General features: G+C 64.0%; 15 protein-coding genes and 1 pseudogene. 5 read left to right on the forward strand and 11 right to left on the reverse strand.

The window, feature by feature from the left end:
• Positions 1-25: 25 nt before the first annotated feature.
• The gene (locus RTI28_RS11815) at positions 26-640 is read right to left on the reverse strand and encodes a LysE family translocator (protein WP_316920615.1); all 615 of its coding nucleotides are present in this window, start codon (positions 638-640) and stop codon (positions 26-28) included.
• Positions 641-752: 112 nt separating this feature from the next.
• Here RTI28_RS11815 and RTI28_RS11820 point away from each other — a divergent pair, with 112 nt between their 5' ends.
• From RTI28_RS11820 to RTI28_RS11830, 3 genes and pseudogenes are all read left to right on the forward strand, one after another.
• Positions 753-1205: an Lrp/AsnC family transcriptional regulator gene (locus tag RTI28_RS11820; RefSeq protein WP_316920616.1), complete on the forward strand. Its 453-nt coding sequence runs from the start codon at positions 753-755 to the stop codon at positions 1203-1205.
• A 185-nt stretch (positions 1206-1390) separates the two neighbouring features.
• Positions 1391-1843, forward strand: a pseudogene (locus RTI28_RS11825) (DUF1016 N-terminal domain-containing protein); the annotation flags it as partial.
• 150 nt (positions 1844-1993) lie between these two features.
• Positions 1994-3214 (forward strand): RtcB family protein, encoded by a 1221-nt coding sequence (locus tag RTI28_RS11830; protein ID WP_316920617.1) that lies wholly within the window; start codon positions 1994-1996, stop codon positions 3212-3214.
• 9 nt (positions 3215-3223) lie between these two features.
• Here RTI28_RS11830 and RTI28_RS11835 read toward each other — a convergent pair whose 3' ends face one another.
• A complete protein-coding gene (locus RTI28_RS11835; protein WP_316920618.1) occupies positions 3224-3550 on the reverse strand; it encodes an AzlD domain-containing protein in 327 nt (108 codons plus the stop codon).
• Positions 3547-4281: an AzlC family ABC transporter permease gene (locus RTI28_RS11840; protein WP_316920619.1), complete on the reverse strand. Its 735-nt coding sequence runs from the start codon at positions 4279-4281 to the stop codon at positions 3547-3549. The genes RTI28_RS11835 and RTI28_RS11840 overlap by 4 nt, the downstream gene beginning before the upstream one ends.
• A gap of 135 nt (positions 4282-4416) precedes the next feature.
• Between RTI28_RS11840 and RTI28_RS11845 the strand changes: the two genes are divergently transcribed.
• Both RTI28_RS11845 and RTI28_RS11850 read left to right on the forward strand, forming a co-directional pair.
• Positions 4417-5370, forward strand: a complete 954-nt coding sequence (locus RTI28_RS11845) for a LysR substrate-binding domain-containing protein (RefSeq protein WP_316920620.1) — start codon at positions 4417-4419, stop codon at positions 5368-5370.
• A 388-nt stretch (positions 5371-5758) separates the two neighbouring features.
• Complete coding sequence (locus RTI28_RS11850) at positions 5759-6070, forward strand: hypothetical protein (RefSeq protein ID WP_316920621.1); 312 nt, start codon at positions 5759-5761, stop codon at positions 6068-6070.
• Positions 6071-6252: 182 nt separating this feature from the next.
• Here RTI28_RS11850 and RTI28_RS11855 read toward each other — a convergent pair whose 3' ends face one another.
• The 8 genes from RTI28_RS11855 to RTI28_RS11890 form a co-directional block, all read right to left on the reverse strand.
• The gene (locus RTI28_RS11855; RefSeq protein ID WP_316920622.1) at positions 6253-7095 is read right to left on the reverse strand and encodes an SDR family oxidoreductase; all 843 of its coding nucleotides are present in this window, start codon (positions 7093-7095) and stop codon (positions 6253-6255) included.
• Positions 7096-7123: 28 nt separating this feature from the next.
• On the reverse strand, positions 7124-8623 hold the full coding sequence (locus RTI28_RS11860) for a class I adenylate-forming enzyme family protein (RefSeq protein WP_316920623.1): 1500 nt from the start codon (positions 8621-8623) through the stop codon (positions 7124-7126).
• A gap of 62 nt (positions 8624-8685) precedes the next feature.
• On the reverse strand, positions 8686-9540 hold the full coding sequence (locus RTI28_RS11865) for a hypothetical protein (protein ID WP_316920624.1): 855 nt from the start codon (positions 9538-9540) through the stop codon (positions 8686-8688).
• Between the two features lie 4 nt (positions 9541-9544).
• Complete coding sequence (locus RTI28_RS11870) at positions 9545-10180, reverse strand: hypothetical protein (protein ID WP_316920625.1); 636 nt, start codon at positions 10178-10180, stop codon at positions 9545-9547.
• Positions 10177-13356 (reverse strand): aminotransferase class III-fold pyridoxal phosphate-dependent enzyme, encoded by a 3180-nt coding sequence (locus RTI28_RS11875; RefSeq protein ID WP_316920626.1) that lies wholly within the window; start codon positions 13354-13356, stop codon positions 10177-10179. The genes RTI28_RS11870 and RTI28_RS11875 overlap by 4 nt, the downstream gene beginning before the upstream one ends.
• Positions 13357-13373: 17 nt before the next feature.
• Positions 13374-19970, reverse strand: coding sequence for an SDR family NAD(P)-dependent oxidoreductase (locus RTI28_RS11880; protein ID WP_316920627.1), 6597 nt, complete (start codon positions 19968-19970; stop codon positions 13374-13376).
• 66 nt (positions 19971-20036) lie between these two features.
• Positions 20037-20849: a thioesterase family protein gene (locus RTI28_RS11885; RefSeq protein ID WP_316920628.1), complete on the reverse strand. Its 813-nt coding sequence runs from the start codon at positions 20847-20849 to the stop codon at positions 20037-20039.
• Complete coding sequence (locus RTI28_RS11890; protein WP_316920629.1) at positions 20846-21118, reverse strand: acyl carrier protein; 273 nt, start codon at positions 21116-21118, stop codon at positions 20846-20848. The genes RTI28_RS11885 and RTI28_RS11890 overlap by 4 nt, the downstream gene beginning before the upstream one ends.
• Positions 21119-21121: the final 3 nt, after the last annotated feature.

Genomic DNA, 21121 nt, shown 5'->3' on the forward strand with positions numbered 1-21121 from the left:
GTGCGCCTGGCACTCGCGGTATCGCTCAGGCGAACAGGCGTTCCGCGAGCAGCACCACGGCGATGGCGATCATCGCCAGGCCGGACACGCGGCTGACATTTTTCGCCGCGCTCGGCCGGGTCTGCAGCACACTGCGGGCGCTGTAGCCGACCAGCAGGTAGATGATCGCGCAGCTCACCGCATGCAGCAGGCCGAGGGCGATGATCTGCGTCGCCACCGGCCAGTTCGACAGCGGATCGGTGAACTGCGGGAGCAGGGCGAGGAACAGCAGGAAGACCTTGGGATTCAGTCCGCTGACACAGAACCCGCGGATCGCCCAGCTTGCCCAGGATTCCGCCTTCTGCTCGCTGGCCGCGGGGGCCGATGGCTTCCACAGCAGGTTGACGCCCATCCACAGCAGGTACAGCGCGCCGACCACGGTCATCGCCGCCAGTGCCGCGGGATTGTTGGCCAGCAGCGCGCCGGCGCCGGCGGCGACGATCAGCGTCGCCAGCAGGTGGCCGGAGAGCAGCCCCGCCACCGCCGGCACGACCCAGCGCCCGCGAATCCCTGCGGAAATCACATAGGCCCAATCCACCCCGGGGGTGATCACGAACAGAAACGACACCGCCCAGAACGCGGCCAGCACACTGACAGTCACTTGGAAACTCCCGATAGTTCGCTGAGGACTGTTCAGAAGAGTACGCAAGCGCTGCGGGGATTATCTTTCGTATATCCTGTGGTTTCGCTAATCAGGTGGAAGATTCTTGCGTATGGATCGCATCGACAGAAAGATTCTTGCCGAGCTGCAACGGGATGGTCGGCAATCGCTGACCGAACTGGCCGAGCGCGTCGGCCTCAGTCTCTCGCCGTGTCACCGTCGGGTGCGGGCGATGGAGGAGTCCGGGGTGATCCAGGGCTATCGCGCCTACCTGTCGCCCACCGAGCTGGGGCTGAGTTTTGCCGCGATCGTCTTCGTCACCCTGCGTGAAGGTCACCAACAGGCCGTGCACGCCTTCGAGGCCGCGCTCCCGGAGATCCCGCAGATCCTCGAAGCGCAGCGGCTGTTCGGTGATCCGGACTACATGCTGCGCATCGTCACCCGCGACCTGTCGGCGTTCCAGCAGCTGTACGACGAGCATCTGGCGCGCTTGCCGAACGTGCAGCGCCTGAGCTCGACGCTGGTGATGAAGCAGGTGATCCAGGGTCGGGCATTGCCGCTTTGACAGGAAAAGTCGGCGGATAAAAGGCGATCTGTCTGGCCGCCAAATGATCAGGAGAACGATCTACTCGCGACTTTGCCCCCTTCGCGAGGAAGCGTTTCTTGACCAGTTGCAGAACGTCCGGTGCCACCGAAAATGGCCGCTTCGAGGAAATACTGACGCTCATCCAGCGCGCCAGGCAGCACACGATGAGCTTGGTGAACACCCAGTTGATCGAACTCTATTGGCAGGTCGGCGCCTGTATCAGCCGAAAGATGGAAAGGGCCGAATGGGGGGATGGTGTCGTCACTCAACTGGCGGATCATCTCGCTCGTACCCAGCCAGGATTGCGTGGTTTCACCAGGCGTAATCTTTTTCGGATGCGCCAGTTCTACGAGGCGTACCGAGGCGATGAAAAAGTGTCAGCACTGCTGACACAATTGCCCTGGACCCAGAATCTGATAATCCTCACTCAGGCGAAGTTGCCCGAGGAGCGTGAGTTCTACCTGCGCAGGGCGATCCAGGAAAGGTGGTCCACACGTGATCTCGAGCGGCAACTCAAGACTGCGCTGTTCGAGCGCAGTGTGTTGTCATCGGCAAAAGTGACACCAGTGGTGACACAAACTCACCCAGGTGTTCTGGAGGTCTTTCGTGATGCCTATCCCGCTCGCTGTCGCCGGCGCTGGTGGCTGAGTACCAGACGAGGTTGCCGGACAAGGCACTGTTGCAAGCCAAACTGCATGAGTTCTATGCATTGAATACCGCAGGCGATCATTGAGCGTGCCGGCTGGCCGCCTTACAGGAACACCAACATGAAAGACACGACCTACCAACTGCTCGAAGTGGCCAACGGCAAGCCGGTGAAGGCCTGGATCGAGGGCGTGCCGGTGGAAGAGGAGGCGCGCCAGCAATTGCTCGATACGGCGCGCCTGCCGTTCATCTTCCGGCACCTGGCGGTGATGCCGGATGTGCACCTGGGCAAGGGCTCGACCATCGGTAGCGTGATCCCCACCCGGGGCGCGATCATCCCCGCGGCGGTGGGCGTGGACATCGGCTGCGGGATGATCGCCGCCTGTACCTCGCTGGTCGCCGCCGACCTGCCGGACAACCTGTTCGGCCTGCGCTGCGCGATCGAGAAGGCGGTGCCCCACGGCAAGACCTTTGGCCGCCGCGACCAGGGCGCCTGGGAGCAGGTGCCGGCGCACGCCGAGCAGGTCTGGGCGGGCCTGGCCGGGCGCTTCAGGCGGCTCACCGACAGGTACCCGAAACTGGAAAAGACCAACAACCGCACACACCTGGGCACCCTCGGCGGCGGCAATCACTTCATCGAGGTCTGCCTGGATGAGGCCGACCGCGTGTGGTTCATGCTGCACAGCGGTTCACGCGGGGTGGGCAACGCCATCGGCAACCTGTTCATCGAACTGGCCCAGGCCGATATGCGCCAGCACCTCGCCAATCTGCCGGATCGCAGCCTGGCCTATTTCGAGGAAGGCAGCCGGCACTACGCCGACTACGTCGAGGCGGTGGGCTGGGCCCAGGACTTCGCCCGGCAGAACCGCGAGCTGATGATGCGCGCGGTGATCGCGGCGACGCGCACGGTGATCCGCAAGCCGTTCGAGGCCAGTCTCGAAGCGGTGAACTGCCATCACAACTACGTGCAGAAGGAGCGGCATTTCGGCGAGGACATCCTGGTCACCCGCAAGGGCGCGGTGTCGGCGCAGAAGGGCCAGCTCGGCATCATCCCCGGGTCGATGGGCGCGAAGAGCTTCATCGTGCGCGGCCTGGGCAACGAGGAGGCGTTCTGCTCCTGCAGCCACGGCGCGGGCCGCACGATGAGCCGGACCCAGGCGAAGAAGCAGTTCAGCGTGGCGGACCAGGTCCGCGCCACCGCCCATGTCGAGTGTCGCAAGGACAAGGAGGTGATCGACGAGATCCCCATGGCCTACAAGGACATCGACGCGGTCATGCATGCCCAGCGCGAGCTGGTGGAAGTGGTGCATACGTTGCGGCAGGTGGTCTGTGTGAAGGGCTGATGCCCCGCTTCACGGCATCAGCAGTTGCAGGCCCCACAACGCGCCCATCCCCACCGCCAGGGTCAGGACGGTATTGCGGGTTTTCCAGGCCACTCCGGCGGCGATCAGCGCGGCGGGAATCTGCGGGTTGCCGATGACGAAATCGCCATGCCCTTGCGGGTACACCACGGCCGGCAGCACCAGTGCCGCCAGCACGCTGGCCGGTACATACGCCAGGGCGCGGGTCACCAGCGGCGGTACCCGCAGGTTGCCGTAGAGCTCGATGAAGGACAGGCGCAAGGCGAAGGTGCCCAGGCCGATCAGCAGGAACAGTCCCCACAAGGCCAGATCGCTCATGAGCGTTCTCCTTCGGTCTGCAGCGCCGTTTCCGACGATCGTTTGCGCAGGCTCTCCGCGCTAACCCCGGCGATCACGCCGCCGAGCGACGCCGTCACCAGGCCGAGGTTGTACGGCAGGTCCACCGCCAGCGCGGCGATGCTGCCGCCGACGATGGCCGCGGCCAGGCTCGGCAGGTTGCGGATGCCCGGCACCAGCAGGGCGAGGAACGACAGCGGAATGGCGAAGCCCAGCGACCAGCTTTGCGGAATGCTCGCACCGAGATACACCCCGGCCACCACCGACAGGTTCCACGCCAGCCACATCGCCACCGCCGTGCCGGCGTAGTAGTGATGACCGAAGCGGCCCAGCTCGCCGGCGGAAAACTTCAGGGTACATAGCGCGTAGGACTGGTCGGAAAGCATGTAGGACAGCGGCCAGGTCCAGCGTCGCGGCAGCGTATGCAGGTGCGGCGCCAGGGAGGCGCTGTACATGATGAAGCGCAGGTTGATGATCAGCGCCGTGACTACGATCGCCACCGGCACCACGCCGCTGTGGATCAGCTGCAGGGCGACCATCTGCGCCGAGCCGGAGTAGAAGATCAGGGTCATGCCGATGGCCATGGCGGGGCTCATGCCCATCTTGATCGCCATGACCCCGGTGACCAGCCCGAACGGAATCACCCCGGGCGTCAGGGGCATCAGTGCGCGGACTCCCTGGATGAACGCTTCCCGTCCCGTGTGAAAAGGCATGTCGCCTCCTGCTCGTCGTATTGTTCTGACAGACCGCATGACAGGCGCGTCGGTCTTTGTCGTGCGATACAGTGTATGGCTCGCTCAGAACCCGCTGAATCGACTTTTTTTTCGCGAAACCAGGCAGTTTTTGTTATGGCTAGAAATGCTCCCCCGGACCAGTCGCTGATCGCCATGCCCTCGTTCAAGGCCATGCGCTCCTTTGTTGCCGCGGCCAAGTACCGCAATTTCACCCGCGCCGCCGAGGCGCTGTGCGTGACCCAGGCGGCGATCAGCCGGCAGATCCGCGACCTGGAGCTGTACCTCGGCACCGAGCTGTTCACCCGCACGGGCCGGGAGGTCAGCCTTACTGCCGCGGGCGCCACGCTGTTCGACGCCGCGCAGTTGTCCTTGCTGAACATCTCCCAGGCCACCGAGCGGATTCGGCGGGAGAAAAGCGACAAGCGCAGCCTGACCCTGTGCTGCTCGCCGGCCTTTTCCGGGTTGTGGCTGACGCGCCGGATGAAGGACTTCTTCGGCGCCCATCCCGATATCGACGTGAACGTGATCACCACCCAGCATTTCCTGGCGATGGAGCCGGGCAGCGAGCCGGATATCTACATCACCAAGATCTTCGACCTGCGCCCCGGCTACCAGCGCGTCCCGCTGTTTCACGAGGTGGTCTATCCGGTGTGTTCGCCGCGCTATCTGCAGGCGCACCCCGAGGCGCGCACCCTGGAGGGCGTGCGCAACGGCGTGCTGCTGGACCTCAACCCCTACGGCCGCTCGCAGTTGTCCGAGCAGGTCGACTGGGACGTCTGGTTCGCCATGCAGTCCCATGGCTCGCAGATTCCTCCGGGCGAGCCCGCGCAGCGTTTCAGCAGCAACGACTTCGTCCTGCTGATGCAGATGGCGCTGGACGATCAGGGGCTGGCGCTGGGCTGGGAACATCTGGTCGGCGACCTGTTGCGCGAAGGGCGACTGGTGCGTCCGCTCAGCGAAGAACTGGTGTTCGCTGACACGGTGCATTACCTGATCTTCAAGGAAGAAAAGGCCGATGATCCGGCGTTTCTGCGTCTGAAGGACTGGTTGATCGCCCAGTTCCGTTAGCCGGTTTCGAGGCGCAGCCGGTCGGCGCGGGAGCGGAAAAATCCGTTCCCGCGTGGATTCGTCTTGCCATAAACAGCTACGAAACTTCACCCATCTCCGACTTTTATGTAGGCAATTTCCCAAGCATACTTCCGCGGCCTTGGAGTCGTTGCGTGCAGGGGAATCGCTGCCTAGTCTTGCCACCGTCGTTGATTTCCAGCGACCGGTTTTGACAGACCGTCAGCAGATCTACCTCAAGCACCAGCCTCCTGAGTTATGGCGGCTGTACGTGTGGGCGCACCCGTTGCGCGCCGGGTTAATCTGCTCTCGGTCTGTCAACCCGCGTACAGCTGCCACCTGATTGTTTGACAGCAATTGGGTGGATAGCCTCAACCAGCAGATAGATGACATGAAAAAAATCGTCCCCGATCCACCTGCATCATCCAGCCCCGCTCTCACTGTCCACACCCCATTCGCCGCTTGCGACGGCCACCATCCACCTCTGTTCGCCGTCTGCGCCGGCGCCGAAGTCGACGAGGCCCTGGCCCATCTTGCCGTCATGCTGCGCTCTGCTTACGAAACCAATTTCCAGGCTTGCGACGCCGTCAGGGATAACAGCCTGGCCGGCCTGCTGTGGGCGACCCAGCACACCCTGGAGGCATCACGGGCGTTGGCCGAGTCGATGCTGAGGGGCATTGCCCAGAAGCAAGCGCAGGGTTAGAGCTCGCGCGCTTCGTGATTTGCGGGCAAAAAACCGCGTTCTGGGGCTGCTTCGCAGCCCTTCGCGACGGTTCGGCGCACCGACGAGCTCGCTCCCACAAAGTACGCGCAATCCTGTGGGAGCGAGCTCGTCGGTGCGCCGAACCGTCGCGAAGGGCCGCAAAGCGGCCCCATCTGGCGGCCTCAAGTTGCAACGCCGGCCTTTCTCTGCCGTTCGAACGAGCTGGAGAGAATCTTCTGAACCACGCAGGGAAGGGCAAATTGCAGGAGGTTGAGAATCTTCGCTCGCCTTGAGAGCAGAACATGACTCTTCTGCCGTTGGGTCGCCTGAAGAATCAGCGCCGCGCAATGATCTGGCGACATGGCTTTCTCGTCGCCGTAACCCAGGGGACTGGCCTCGCCGGAGGCGTCCAGCATATTGTCCCGCACCGCTGTACGGACCGTATCGGGGCTGGCCAGGGTCAGGGAAACGCCCTGCGCCGAAACCTCCCGGCGCAGCGATTCAATGAATCCGCGCACGGCATGCTTGGACGCGCAGTAAGCCGAGTACTCGGGAAGGCCCACATGACTGACGATCCCTCCGGTGACGGTGATGTGCCCTTGCGAACGGATCAGGTGGGGCAGCGCATGGAAGCTCAGGTAGACCACCGGGTCATAGTTGACCCGCATGATCGCGGTACTGGCCTGCGGGCTGCTTGCGCTCAGGAACGCCCCTTTCATCGCCTGACCGGCATTGCAGAACAGCACGTCCAGGCCGCCGAAGACACTGACACACTGCTGTATCAACTGCGCGCACGCGGCTTCGTCCTGCACATCGAAGGAACCGGTGACCAGTTGATCCCGATCTGCCCCCGACAAGGTGTACAACCGAGCAAGACGCCCGGCGTCCCGGCCCACGGCAAACACCCGGGCCCCGCTGGCGATCAATTGCACTACCAGCGCTTGCCCGATTCCACTGCTGGCCCCCGTGACCACGGCAACCTTGCCGGCATAGTGCTGCGCGGTCTCGCTAGCATTCGAACGCATACTGTCAGCCTCCTCGAAACAATGTTGTTCACGCTGGCTCTGCCAGCCGGTGACGCAGAATCTTGCCCATCGCATTGCGGGGCAGGGCCTCGACGAAGTGAAGCCGGAGCCTTCCATCCAGGTTGAAGCGGGCGTCCACGGTGGCCATGAGGGTTTCTGCCGATGACGCAAGCGCCCCCGTCGCAACCAGATAGATCGCAACGTTTTCCAGGCCGCCGTCCGCATCGCGCTGCACCTTGGCCGCCACGTCGCTGGCCAGGGTTTGCGCGGCGATGAACGCCTCTATTTCCGAAGGGAACACATAGCTGCCCTGCCAGACGGCGGCATCGATGGCCCGATCGCACACCACCAGGTAACCCTGCGCATCCAGGTAGCCAAGATCGCCGGGGACGATGAAGGACGCAGCGTCCTCAGCCATGCCCGGAGCGGCCCACGTTTCCATCGCGCCATGCGAGGCGTAGCGCGACATCATGAAATGGCTTCGCCCGACGATCCTGCCGACCACGCCGTGGGCAACTTCCTGGCCTTGCTCGTCGATGATCCGCATGTCGTAACCGGGCAGGGGCTTGCCTACGGTATGCAGCTTCTGCAGGTCTGCGGAACAGTCAAGCAAGGTCCCGACCCCTCCTTCGGTGATGCCATAGATCTCGGCGAAACGCCCAGGCAGGCCGTCGACCACCTGTTGCTTTTCCCAGGCATGCAGGCGGGAGCTGGAACAGATATGCAATTGCAGGCTGGCGAACTGTGTCTGGCGATCAATCGGCGCCGACAACAGCTGGCGGTAATGGAGCGGGCTCATGACCAGATGGGTGGCCCGATGCCGCAAGGTCGCCTGCCCCAGTTCGACCGGGTCGAACCGGCTGAGCACGACATTGCAGGCGCCATTCCACAGCGCCGACAGCCAGGTGACCATCGACAGGTTGTTGTGCATCGGCAGGCAGACCAGATTGACCGCCCCACGGGTCAAACCCAGTCCCGCGAGCGCTTCGGCCACCACCCTGCGGGCGGCAGCGCTGTGCACAATGCCCTTGGGCTGTCCCGTGGTGCCTGAGCTGAAGACGATGCTCAGATCGTCTTGCCCCCGAGGACTGTGGTCCTGCAGGAGGCACGGAGCGCCGTCCGCCGATCCCGGGAGCCGATCCCGCGGTATCGCCATGACGTCGATACCGGGCTCGACCAGCGCCAGGCAGCGCGCCTCGTTTTCATCATCGGTGAAGAGCTGGGCGACCCCACTGTTGCTGAGCAGTACCGCCAGCACATCGTCGGCCACATCCACGGGGAAGGTCTGGAAAGCCCGACCCGTGGCAATCACGGCACAGGCGAAGACCATGTGCTCGGCGTTGTTGCCGGCCACCAGTCCGACGGTCGCACCTGCATCGGCAGGCAAGCGCTCGATGGCGGCTTGTACATATCGGCTGAAGTCAGCCCAGTTGAGTTCAGTCGAACCCTCGATGCACGCGGGCTCGCCTGGGTATGTCGCGGCCCAGTGGTTGATGGCCGAAACAAGGGAGGGGGAGGAATCGATCACGTTTGCGTACCTGAAGACAGGGCCGAGGTATCGCCTCGGCCCCAGGGTGGATGATCAGGCCGTTACTCGTTGCCAGCGCTGGTCTTGCTGCGGCGCGCCTCCAGCAAGCCGAGCTGGTAGTCGGCATAGCGCTCCAGTTTGTCCAGCACTTCGACCGTCAGCTGGCGAATGGGCTCATGGTCCGGCGCAGTGAGCGCCTGGCGCACGATGTACCAGCTGTCTTCGGAGTGATCGTCGTCGATCAGATGGCCGTCATGGTCGGCGGTATGGATCGCATGGTAGCCCTGGCTGATATCCATGCCGGTGGCTATCGCCGTTCCTCTGGCCCAGCACTCGGTCCAGGGGTTGAGTGACGACTCCAGCACCGCCAGCACGGTCGCCAGGTACAGGTGATCGTGTCGATGCTGGTCGATCACGCGAGCGACGTCATCGGAGGCTTTGGACGCCACGTAGGAGGCCTGTTCGCCCTCGCTGATACCGATGTCGGCGATCACCTTCAGCAACTGGTTCAAGTGACCGTTGTCGGGGTCGCCGCAGAAATGGCCGTCCTGGTCACCGGGCACGAAGCCCAGTTCATCGAGCGTGTTGATCTGCAACAGGAACCTTGCCGCGCTGGCTGCACGGGCGCCCAGCCTCGGTTGCAGCGCCGAGCAGTTGAGCATGGCCTGGACGAGATAGTCGGTGAATCGCCCTGAAATCGCATGCACGGTGTCCAGGTAGAACGACTTGAGCCAGGTCAGGTCGATCTCCCAGGTGTTCATCGCGTCGATCAGCGGGTGACGGCAGAAGCGGTGCGTCTGCACCACGTCAGCCAACGTTCTGGTGAACGCTTCGTTCTCCAGCCAGGTGCCTTCCGGCAGCGCTTCACGAATAGCCCGGCGTGCCTGGGTGCGTGCGTCCAAATGTACGTGCGTCATAGTGTTATCCCTGTACTACGTGTTGAGTTTTAGAAGAAGCCCCCCTGCCAAACAGGGCGGCCAGGCGGAGAACCAGGATGGTCAGCAGAACGGCCACGAAGAAGCCGAACACGGGATGCCACTGGAGGGCGCGTCGGCCGTAGTCGAGCATGTAGCCGATCCAGATCAGCATCATTCCGTACTTGTGGATCAGCCCCCACGCCCTGGCACCGATGGCCTGCTGCACGCGGGCGCTGGAGGTCACCAGCATGAGCGCGATCCAGCTCAGCGCGATGAGCCCCAGCACGCGATCCACGGGCGTGGAAATGGCCTCGATGACGTAGCGGAAGTTGAACCAGATGAAGGCGATGGAGATGCCCGCCGTCAGATGACACGCGGCAAACGCGGCCCCCGTCGTTGCCCGGTGGCGCATGAGGAACTTCGCTGCGCGGCCGCTGGAAAACCGATACAGCGGTGCGGCGATGTACGAAAGGGCGAAGAAGGTGAACGCGATCTTGACGATCACCCGGATGGCGTAGACAAACGCCTTGTCGGTAAAGCCCAGTAGCGCGAGCAGGGTCAGGAGGACGCCCAGGCACGCCAGCGCTGCGAGGGAAACAAAGGTCCACGACACGGGATTGGTATTCGTCCGATTGTTCATTGTGCGGGCTCCAGGAGGACGCTGGCGGCAGGGGAAGGGGAGACAGGTTCTGGCGCTGTGGTGGCTTGAGCCACTACGTCTTGCAGCCAGGCATCGAGTCGCTCGGCCAGGGGCGGGATGAAGTCCACGACGACGCTGATCTGCTCGGCTCCCGAGTGGATGTTCACCTCCAGCGGAAACTCGGTGAAGCGCTGGCTTCCGTGGATCAGGCGCACGCCCCCACTGCTGCTGTCGGTCAGGTCGACAGGCTCCCAGTTGATGCTCGCGAACACCGGCAGCGAGTCGTGGTTGCCACTCAGCACGGGATAGGCCGCATGCTCGGCCAGGCGTGCCAGCTGTCCGCCGACGTGCTTCGCGTCGCTGGCGGCATCGGCCTGGTCGAGAGGCAGCAGCGGCAGGAGGTTGGTCAGCTGACACAGGGTCTGCTGCAACGGCTTGCCGCGATTGCCGAAGGGCACCGCCACCACCCCGGCATCGGCCCAGGGCGACTGGCGAAGACCGCGCGCGAAGCAGGACAGGAGCCAGGCGAACGGAGTGATCTTCAAGCTGCGCGCGATCGACGCGACGACCTGGCGCGGTAACTGAACCACCTGGCGATGACTCGGCTGTTGCCAGTTCCGTTCGACAGGGGAATAGGTAACGCCCTGCAGATAAGCGATTTTCGGCAGCCAGAATTCCCGGTCCAGATCGAACTGTGGCGAATGCCGGTAATTGTTTTCCAGTGTCTGCAGAAGGGGCAGGTCGCTGCTCAGGCTTTCGCCAGCTTCCCCGCGGTACAGGCTGACGATGCGCTCGCTGAGGGTCGCCAGGGCGGCCCCATCGCAAGCGGCATGGTTTGCCGTCAGGCACAGGAGCAAGCCCTGCCCGCGAAGCACGAAGACAGTGGCACGCAGTTGCTGGCTGCCGTCGGCAGCGAACGGGATCTGCTGCTCGCTGGCAACCAGTTCGTCGAGGACGACCGTGTCGATGGCATCGTCATAGCCGCTGAGTTCAACCACCTGGGGGCTAATCTCGCCGGGCACCACCAGCCATTGCTGGGCCTTGGCATCGAAGCGCGAAAATACCGCGTCGCCGTTGCGTACCGCACGGGTGACCGCCTGCGCCAGGGCCGCACTGTCGTCATCGCCGGGGAAGAAGATCCCGCCGCCGATGTTGACGCTCAACGAGTGCTCGGGGACCTGCCAGAGCTGGGTGAAGCGCCGCTCCCACACGGTGGCGTTGCGCTGCGAGAGTGCCGCTGCAGCCGGCAGGAAGCCATGCGCGATCAGCGGCTGCAGCGCTGCCTGGGTCGCCGCCAGGATTGCGTCGATATCCTCTTCGGTGTGGGCCGTACTCAGGAAGCAGTTGCGCCCCTCCCAGACGAACACACCGTTGAACAGCAGGTGGCTGAAGAACAGATCGAGATTGCGCTTGGACACATAGCGGAACAGCGAGCCGAAATGCTCTACCCGGATGTCCACGCCCAGGCGCTTGAACAGCGCGTTGCTGCGTTCGACCAGATCTCGGGTCAAGCGATTGAGATCGCTGTACAGCGTTGCCGCGTGCTGCTGGATGTGCTCCAGCGTCTGCACCGCCGCCGCCATCGCCAGCGGGTGCTTGGAGAAGGTGCCGGCAAAGAAGATCGGCTCGACCTGCGGGGCACTCTGGTCGCCGTACTGCCACGTCCCGCCATCGATCCCGTCGAGGATGGCGGCATTGCCGGCGACCAGGCCGATCGGCATTCCTCCGCCGATGATCTTGCCGTAGGTCGCCAGGTCAGCGCGAATGCCGAAATGCTCCTGGGCCCCGCCGGGGGCGATACGGAAGCCGGTGATGACCTCGTCCCACAGGAACACGATGCCGCTGTCGCGAGTGATTTCCCGCAGCTCGGTCAGGAACGCCTGGGGCTGCAAGGCCGGGCGGCGGCTTTGCACCGGCTCGACGATCACCGCGGCAATCTCCGAGGCGCGTGCGCGAATGGTGTCGAGAGAGAGCGGCTCGTCGTACTCCAGCACCAGGGTGTCCTGCACCGACGACTGCTGGATGCCGCGACCCACCGAGATGCCGCCAGCCCCTTCGCCGGGTGCGGCAGAGGCGCGCGCGAGGAAGCCGTCGAACGTGCCGTGGTAGGACTCGCTGAACACGACGATCTTCGAGCGGCCGGTGTGGGCCCGGGCAAGCCGGACCGCCGTCATCGTGGCCTCCGTGCCCGAGTTGCAGAAGACCACCCTTTCGTGGCCGGTCAGCTCGCTGACAAGCTCCGCCACCCGGCCGGCCAGGGGGGATTGCGGCCCGATCGGCATGCCCGTCTGGATCTGCTCGATCATCTTCGACTTCACGAACGCCGGACCATGGCCCAGCAGATGGACGCCAAATCCCATGGTGATGTCGATGAAGCGGTTACCGTCGACATCCCATAGATGAGCGCCGTCGGTACGGTCTGCCAGCAACGGGAAGAGGATTTCCTTGGTGCCGGGCCTGAAGCCGGCGGAGGCGCGGTTATCCGCCAGCACCGGTCGATACCGGTCGGTCTTCGCCTTCGACGAGCGGTGCTTCTCGGAGTAGCTCTCGGCGTAGCTTGCAAGGTAATGCTGTTGTTCGGGGTCGACGATCTTCTGGGCGTTCTTGCGCGTGTTGAACACGTTGAAGCGGTCTTCCCGCTGGACAGCTTGCGCGTCAGGCGTTGGTGCCGGGCTGGGCGCAGGGCTCTGGTTCTTTGCAGGGGAGGGCGCCGCCGCCGCGACCGACAGGCTGGCCGCTTGCGGCGCCGCGTGGAGGAGCTGGAGGTGCTTGCTCATCAAGTCCATCTGCGACTTGAGCAGTGTGTGGATCAACACATCACGGCTGGTCGAGGGTGCCGCCGCGTAGCTGGCAGGTTGCTCGACAGGCAGGGCCGGCGCGACGTCTGCGGGCGCCGTCGCGGCAACTGCGATTTCCACTTGTGGCGCCTGCGCCGGCAGCTGCGCGACGATGGCGCTGATGATGCTGCCGACCGTGTCGAGCTCTTCATAGACCTGCGCCGTCGTCAGGGTGACCCCATATCGATCATTGATGAAGTCGACGCACTTCAACACCATCAGCGAGTCCGCGCCCGTGTCGAGCAATGAGTCCTCCAGCAAGATTTTTTCGTTGTCTCCGAGACCGATGATCTTTGACAGACGAGGAATCACCTCAGAAGCAATCTGATCGAAATTCATAGCGCTGACATTCCGTGTTAGAGGGTTTGTTTGGAAAGCGACAACATCACATCCATGTGCCTGTGCAGCTCATCGAGCTGCCGGGTCAGCACAAGGTGAAATTCTTCAGCAGGCAGCGACATTTCCGCGTCGTGGTCCCGCGCAGGCCAGCGGTTGTGAAGTCCGGCCGGCTTCGGCGCGGCGCTGTGCGGCCAATGTGGCTGGCGATCGAAGGCGTAGCGCAGGTAGCGCGTGCGTGGTCTGCGAGCCTCCGAGAGAATGTCCAGCTTCAGGTTGAAGCCACGCATGAACAGTGCCGGCAGCGCCTGCGCAAGGTTGAGGCAATCCACACAACCGTCTGCCTGGACGCCCGACACCAGCACCGCCTTCCCCGCTGCGCGGTAGCTGGCGATCCCTGCCTGGAGATCCTCGGCAGGGCTGATCGCCGCGGCCTGCGAAAGCGCCCGTTGCGCCAGCACCTCCTGCCCGTCGACAAAGGTTCGGACCCGGGGGCCGATACCGCTGTCGGGCAAGCTTGCCTTTACCCCAAGCGCCGCCCAGAACTTCAGCAAGGCGGCATTGAGCACCACCGTCAATGCCGGCCGCTCCCCAGGGTTCGGCTCGGTCTGCCACAGTGCATCCGGGCCAAAGCCTGCCTTCGTGGAGTAATCGTCCAGCGCCTCGCGGAACAATGCCTGCTCGGCATACAGGGCCCGAACGCTCTGCAGGCTGCTGCTCGACAGGGCCACGGGCAGCAGGACGGCAGTGGCGGAGGTCGGCACTTTGTCGTGGCTGTTCTGCGCTGCCAGCCGCTTCAGCGCGGCATGCAGCGCCTGTGGGGTGTCGGCACACACGGCCTGGCGAAAACGTGCCGGATCCTTCAGCCACAGGCTTTCTGCGCAGGCATCGGAGAGCGCCTCACCGGGCAGCCGGCTCAGGGCCGCGATCTGCTGCCTGAGCGCTTGGCTGGAGTTGGCAGCCAGCAACAGCAGGGCCTTGCCTGCCGGCACCGCGGCGCGGGCACCGACAGGCGGACTGACGCCCTCGGCAATCAGCATGTGCACGTTGGTGCCGCTGAAGCCGAAGGAGCTTACGGCAGCGATGCGCTCGCGGTTGGCTTGCCGCTCCCATTTCAAGGCCTGGGTGGGGATCTGTATCCGGGAGCGCAAGCCATGGCAATTGGGGTTCAGCGAGGTGAAGTGCCGGTTCGGCGGGATGGCATCGTGAGCCAGGGCACAGACGATCTTGATCAGCCCCACCACACCGGACGCCGCCTCCAGGTGGCCGACGGTGGATTTCACCGCGCCTACCGTCAGGGTCTTGCCCGCTGCGCCGTACACCGCGTCCAGGGCCTGCAGCTCGATGGGATCGCCCAATCCGGTGCCAGTCCCGTGGGTCTCTATCCAGTCGACATCGGCCGCGGTCAGCCCCGCGCTGGCCAGCGCCTCGTTGATGACCTCCTGTTGCGAGGCGCCGTTGGGCGCGGTCAGGCTGGCACTTCTGCCGTCCTGGTTGATCGCCGATCCCTGGATCACCGCATGCACCATTTCCTGCGCGGCAACCGCCTCGCCAAGGCGCTTGAGCAGCAGCATTGCCCCCCCTTCGGCGCGCACGTAGCCATCGGCGCTGCTGTCGAAGGTGGCGCAGCGCGAGTGCGGCGAAAGCATCCGCGCCCGTGCCAGGGAAATGAAGGTATCGGGGCAGAGCAGGGAATTGACCCCGCCGGCCAGTGCGATATGGCACTCGCCATTGCGCAGGGCCTGCGCGGCTTGATGAATGGCAACCAGGGAGGAAGAGCATGCCGTATCGATGGTGACCGCCGGACCCTTGAGACCGAAGTGATAGGCCACCCGGCCGGCAATCGCGTTGAGGGCATTGCCGGTGCTGAGGTAGGGGTAGCTTTCCGGGTCCTGCAGGCACAGGCTTCGGTATTCGTTGGCACCGACGCCGATATAGACGCCCACCTTCTTGCCCGCCAGCTCCGACGGTTTGTAGCCGGCGGACTCGATGCAGCGCCAGGCGAGTTCCAGGGCCATGCGCTGCTGCGGGTCCATGTAGCGGGCTTCGGTGGCGGTGATACCGAACAGTTGGTGATCGAATCCTTCGATGCCTGACAACAGGCCGGCTTTCAACGCCAGCACATCTTCCGGCAGTGACTTCACATCCAGCGCGAAAGGCGCATTCTCCCAGCGTTCCCGAATCGGCCTCATGGCATCCTTGCCCGAGGACAACAGCTCCCAGAAATCTTCCAGCGACTCCACGTCACCGGGCAGGCGGCAGCCCATGCCGACAATGGCGATGCGCGTATCGTCCGGCATCGGCGCCTTTCGCTGCGAGGTCTCCAGCACAGGCGAGACCGCCACGATCTGCCGGGTGATGTAGTGGGTGATGGCCTCGATGGTGGGAAAATCGAAAACCAGCGTCGCGGGCAACGTCAGCTCGAACTGCTTCTCCAATTGATTGCGCAGTTGCACGGCAGCCAGCGAATCCAGTCCCCGCTCGTGCAGCGAATCGCTGCTGTCGATAGCGCTGACATCCTCGTTGAGCAAGGTGGCGACCGCCTGCGTCACGAACTCGCCAACCGCCAGCGGTTCGGCTGTCTCGGTCGCCTTCACAGCAGCCAGCGCCGGCGCGGCGGGTGTCGCGAGCGGCGCCTGCAATGCCTGGAAAATGCCCGCAGCACCCCGGGTGGCGTATTGCTCGGCCAGGCGCTGCCAGTCCGCATCGCAGACCATGAACTGCCCCGAAGTCCCGGTATCGAGCAGCTCGAACAGGCAGCGCAGGGCGGCTTTGGGTTCAAGGGCATGAATGCCGATGCGCTCGAACGCGACCAGCGACGCCGCCGGGGCCATGCTATCTCCAGCCCAGGGACCCCAGTTGATGCCGAGAAGCCGCGGCCCGGTCGCATGGGCAAAGGTGGCAAAGGCGTCGAGGTAGCGATTGGCGCTTGAGTAATGCGCCAACTGCGGTGCGCCCCACAGCGACGAAATGGACGAGAAGCTGATGAAGCGCTCGGCCCCCAGCACCCGCGCGGCGTCGAACAACGCCAGCGTGCCGTGGGTCTTGCTGGCCTGCACCTGGGCGACGTCCTCGTCGGTCAGGTGCTCGAAGGGCACCTGCGAGGTCAGGCCGGCGGCATGAAACACCGCATCGACTGGCAACGTCAGCGCTTGCGTGTGGCGCAAGGTATCGAGCAAGCCTGTACTGTCCGTCACGTCGGCCTGTACCAGGTGCACCTTGTTGCTTGCCAGCAGATGGACCAGGCGCTCACTGCGTGCGCTGGCATCGCTCTGCTTTCGGCTGAGCAGCAGCACCTGGCCCGCACCCTTTTCCAGCAGCGCTTGGGCCAACGACACGCCGATGCTGCCGGTCCCGCCGCTGATCACATAGGCATGGGTCGGCAAGATACTCTGGCGGCCCGGGGCGATGGTGGTGGGCAACAGGCGCAGTGCCTGGATTCCTTGTTCATCGAGGCGATATTCCTCGCTGCCTTTGACCCGGCTCAGCTCGACCACCTCGGGCAAGTGCACGCTCTGTGCGCCGGCGGGGACGAATACCGACTTCAACTCTGCATTGCGCAGCTCGAGTTGCACCGACTTCAAGGCTCCGGGAATGGCGCTCCAGGCCAGGTCCTGCAAGGCACCTTGCGCTGGCAGCACGAAGGTCATGTTCAGGGCGGCAGGCGAGGCCTGATGAACGCTCTTGACGGTTGCCAGCGCCGCCATCGTCAAGCTGGCAGCGCCAGGCCCATCGCCATGGTGCGCGGCCTGCTCGGCCAGAAAGCAGGGCAGTACCACAATGCGCGGTGCTGTATCGGCTTGCAGAATCCGCGTCGCGCCCGTTGCCTGCCATTGCGCGAACGAGACGACGCGCCATTTGTCCCGCGGCGACAGGGGCGATTCAACACCCTGCAGCACGAGCACGGGCGCATCGGCCCACAGCGACGCGGGAGCATGGCTGCTCACGGGCGACCATTGAACGGCATGGACGGGTTGGGGTGGCAGCGCTGGCGCCCAGCGTGCCGGGTCCAGGGCGGTCAGGATGGGTTCCCTCAGCAGCGGATGACCCGGCACCGATGTGCGGCGCTCGGTGCCATAGAGCGGCCCGAGGTCAATCGCACCGCCCCGGCAATAGAGTTTTCCCAGAGCGTTCAGGAGCGTCTCGTCCGCCTTGTCACGGGACGACAACGACGGCAGGTACAGCGTGTCCGCTCCCTCTCGTGCTGCCCTCGCCAGGCCCAGCAGCGTTGAGCCAGGGCCGATCTCGACAAAGACCTCCACATCCGTCAGGTCGGCGTGCTGGATGCATCCCAGGAAGTCCACGGGGTTGGTGATCTGCTTCGCCCAATAGTCGGCAGTCAGGCCCGACTCGCCCACTCGCGCCGCACTGACGTTTTCCAGCATCGGAATATCACCGGCTGTGAACTCGGCGCGCCGGGCGCTGGCCAGGAACTCCCTTGCCGCATCCGCCATGTGCGGACTATGAAAGGGTCGATTGCCTTTGAGCGGGAAGACGCTGAAGCCCTCGGCAGTCAAATGCGCGCTCAAGGCCGCGATGTCGGGCGCAAGGCCAGCCACCACCGTGTCGGTCGGGGTATTGATCGCGGCGATGTGGAGGTTCGCCGAGCGCTGTGCGCAAATCGCGGCAATGTCGGCCCGGGTCCCTTTGACCGCAAGCATGTTGCCGTCCACACCCAGCGCTTCCATGCATTGACCACGGGCCAGGACAAGCGAGAGACCGACTTCATACGAGAACGCGCCGCTGATACAGGCCGCGGCATATTCACCGATGCTGTGTCCCACCACCACGCTCGGCACGATACCGAAGCTCTCCCAGAGCTTGGCGATGGCAACCTCCAGGACATACAGCGCCGGTTGGGTGAAGGCGGTGCGGTTGAGGTCTAGGCTGGGATCATTCCAGAGAATATCTTCGGCCTTGACGCCGAGCGCTCGTTCGATCAACACGGAGCCGCGCTCGATCCACTGTCGAACCACGGCGTAGCGCTGATAGAGCGCATGCCCCATGGAAAAATACTGAGTGCCCTGGCCGGAAAAGAGGAAAGCGATTTTCACGCCTTCGGCTGCCCGGCCGACATTTGCCAGGTCGAGAGCCTGCAGTTTCCTGATGCAGCCGGCAGGGCTGGCATCAGCAACCGATACGCGATAGTCGAAGTGCTCGCGGCCGTTCGCGGTGGTTGCGCACAGGTCCCGCAATGACGGTTGGGCGTCGGCTTGCAGCGCCTGGACATAGGCGTGGATCAGGGCCGGAAGGGCCTTCTCGCTTTTGCTCGACAGCAACAGCAGATGGTTCTGCCCGGTCTCGGCCTGGGCTGCCACAGCAGGCTGCGCGTGACTGCCGACGATCAGGTGACAGTTGGTCCCGCCAAAACTGAAGGCACTGACGGCCGCGAGCCTGTCCGCTTGTTGCCAGCCCAGGTTCTCGCGCGGTATGGCCAGGCGGCTGCCATCCAGCTGGATCAATGGATTGAGGGTGCCGCTGGAAGGCTGCTGCAGAATGGTCCGCTTATGCAACTGCAATACGGTCTTGATGAATCCCGCGACGCCCGCAGCCGGTTCCAGGTGGCCGATATTGGCCTTCACCGAGCCGACGTAGCAGCGAGGGGCGCCCTCTGTGGCGGCCCCATAGAGGGCTTTCAGGGCATTGATTTCGATAGGATCGCCCAGCCGCGTTCCCGTGCCGTGTGCCTCGACATAACCGATGCCGTCGGGCGTGGCGCCAGCCCGCTCCAGCGCTTGCAGAATGACCTGCTCCTGCGAACGACGGTTCGGCGCGGTCAGACCGTTGGTCAAGCCATCCTGATTGACCGACGAGCCTTTGATGACGGCGTAGATGCGGTCGCCGTCCTCCTGCGCCTTGCGCAAGTCCTTGAGCATGACCACGCCGCAGCCTTCGGCGCGGACGTAACCATCAGCGCCTTCGTCGAAGGTCTTGCACAGCCCTTGAGGCGACATCATCCCGGCCTGGGACACGGCCACCGTGGTGCCGGGAATCAGCATCAGGTGTACACCGCCCGCCACGGCGCTCTCGCAGAGTCCCGCCTGGATGTTCAGGCAGGCTTCGTGGATAGCCACCAGCGAGGACGAGCAGGCGGTATTGATGGTCATGGCGGGACCCCGAAGGTCCAGCGCATAGGCAATGCGCGCCGAGATGATGCTCGCGTTGGTCCCGGTGCCCGAATGCGCGGTCAACGAGTCGATGCGTGTGGTTTGCATCGCTTCGAAATCGTTGCCCGAGGCGCCGATGAACACGCCAACGCGCTTGCCGGCCAGGGTTGAGGGGCGAATATTGGCGTCTTCCAGTGCACGCCATGCCGTTTCCAGCGCCAGCAGTTGTTGCGGGTCAGTGCTTTGCGCTTCGACTTTGGACAACCCGAGGAAGGCATGGTCGTAGCGATCGAAGTTATCGATCAGGCCGGCCGCCTGGGTGGCCAGCTTGCCCGGTGTTCCTGCCCTGGCGTTGTAGAGTGCTGGGTTGTTCCAGCGATCGCAGGTCAGTGGGCTGATCGACCGGCCGCCCTGTTCAAGCAAGGACCAGAAGTCATCGAGATCAGTGGCACCGGGAAAATGGCAAGCCATCCCTACAACGGCAACGGTGGTAGACGGAGTACGATCCATATCCCTCTTCCTTGAAAGACGCATTCACTAATTTTTTGGGGGAGGGCGGTGTAGACCGCCGCTGAGTCAAGCCGCGCCGGAGGTCAGCCTTGATTTGGCTACCTGGCGCGAAACGGCGACCAGGTTGCCTTCGCAATCCCACAGCTCGCCGTCGATCTCCAGGAAACCGCTGACCATGTGCTCGGTTACGAAGCGCCCGTAGATCGGCCCTGGGCAGGGGTGCGCCTTCAGGTGCACGGTGTATTCGATGGTGGGGATGGAACCCCAGGCTTGCGGGGGGAGTACGCAGAACAGGGTCGGCGGGAAGGCATCGGCAAACAGAATCAGGCTGTACAGGTCCGGCTCGATGTCGTCGGTGAAGCTGATCCAGCCTTCCACTTCCGCTTTGTTGCGCGGGTCGGGCTTGCTCAGCAGCTCGGGCCGTACACGCAGGTCGAAGCGACTGGCGAAGGCCGGAGGCAACGGCAGGTGTGGCAGGCTCTGCAGCGGGACGAAGCTGGCAATGTCCGGCAGGCTGCGGCGCTGGCTACTGGCGAGGGTGTGCCCTTTGGCCTGGGAGAAATCGGTAAAGGTGCCGGTATACAGGCCTGTGGCCGCGCCGTTCTGGGCAAGGTTCATCAGGGTGCGAGACAGACTCTTCTTGCTGTCCACCAGTTGCACCTCGGCGCGGGCCGGCCCGGCTGTCGGATGCCCGAGAAAGTGCGCACTGAGGGTCAGCGGATCCTGATGAGGGCCGGTGGCCTGGGCCATTGTCGAGGCGGCAAGCGCAGCGAGATAGCCACCATTGGGGTAGCCGAGAATGTCCCAGCGATCGGAAATGGTCAGACGACCGGGCTCGCTTGCCGCATCTGCCTGGCGCAATGCTTCGAGAAATTTCATGACCGTTTCCTCTCGTTGAGCTTCTGGGCGTGGAGTCCTTCCACGTAGGTACAAAACAACTCGACAGTCGGGTAGTCGAAGATCACGGTCGGCTCGACCTCGATCCCCAGCCACTCGCCGACGTCCAGGGTCAGCGCTACGCCCGTTGCGGAGTCGAGCCCGAGTTCGCTGAATGTGGTTTTCAGCCGGATCGTGCGCGGGTCGATCGAATGTTCGGCGCTCAGGTACTGGCTCAGCCAATCGTTCACGCTGGGTTTGTCAGGTGACATCGC

Origin of the sequence: Pseudomonas sp. zfem002, from assembly GCF_032621685.1 — a bacterium.
In the GTDB taxonomy this organism is placed as follows: Bacteria; Pseudomonadota; Gammaproteobacteria; order Pseudomonadales; family Pseudomonadaceae; genus Aquipseudomonas; species Aquipseudomonas japonica.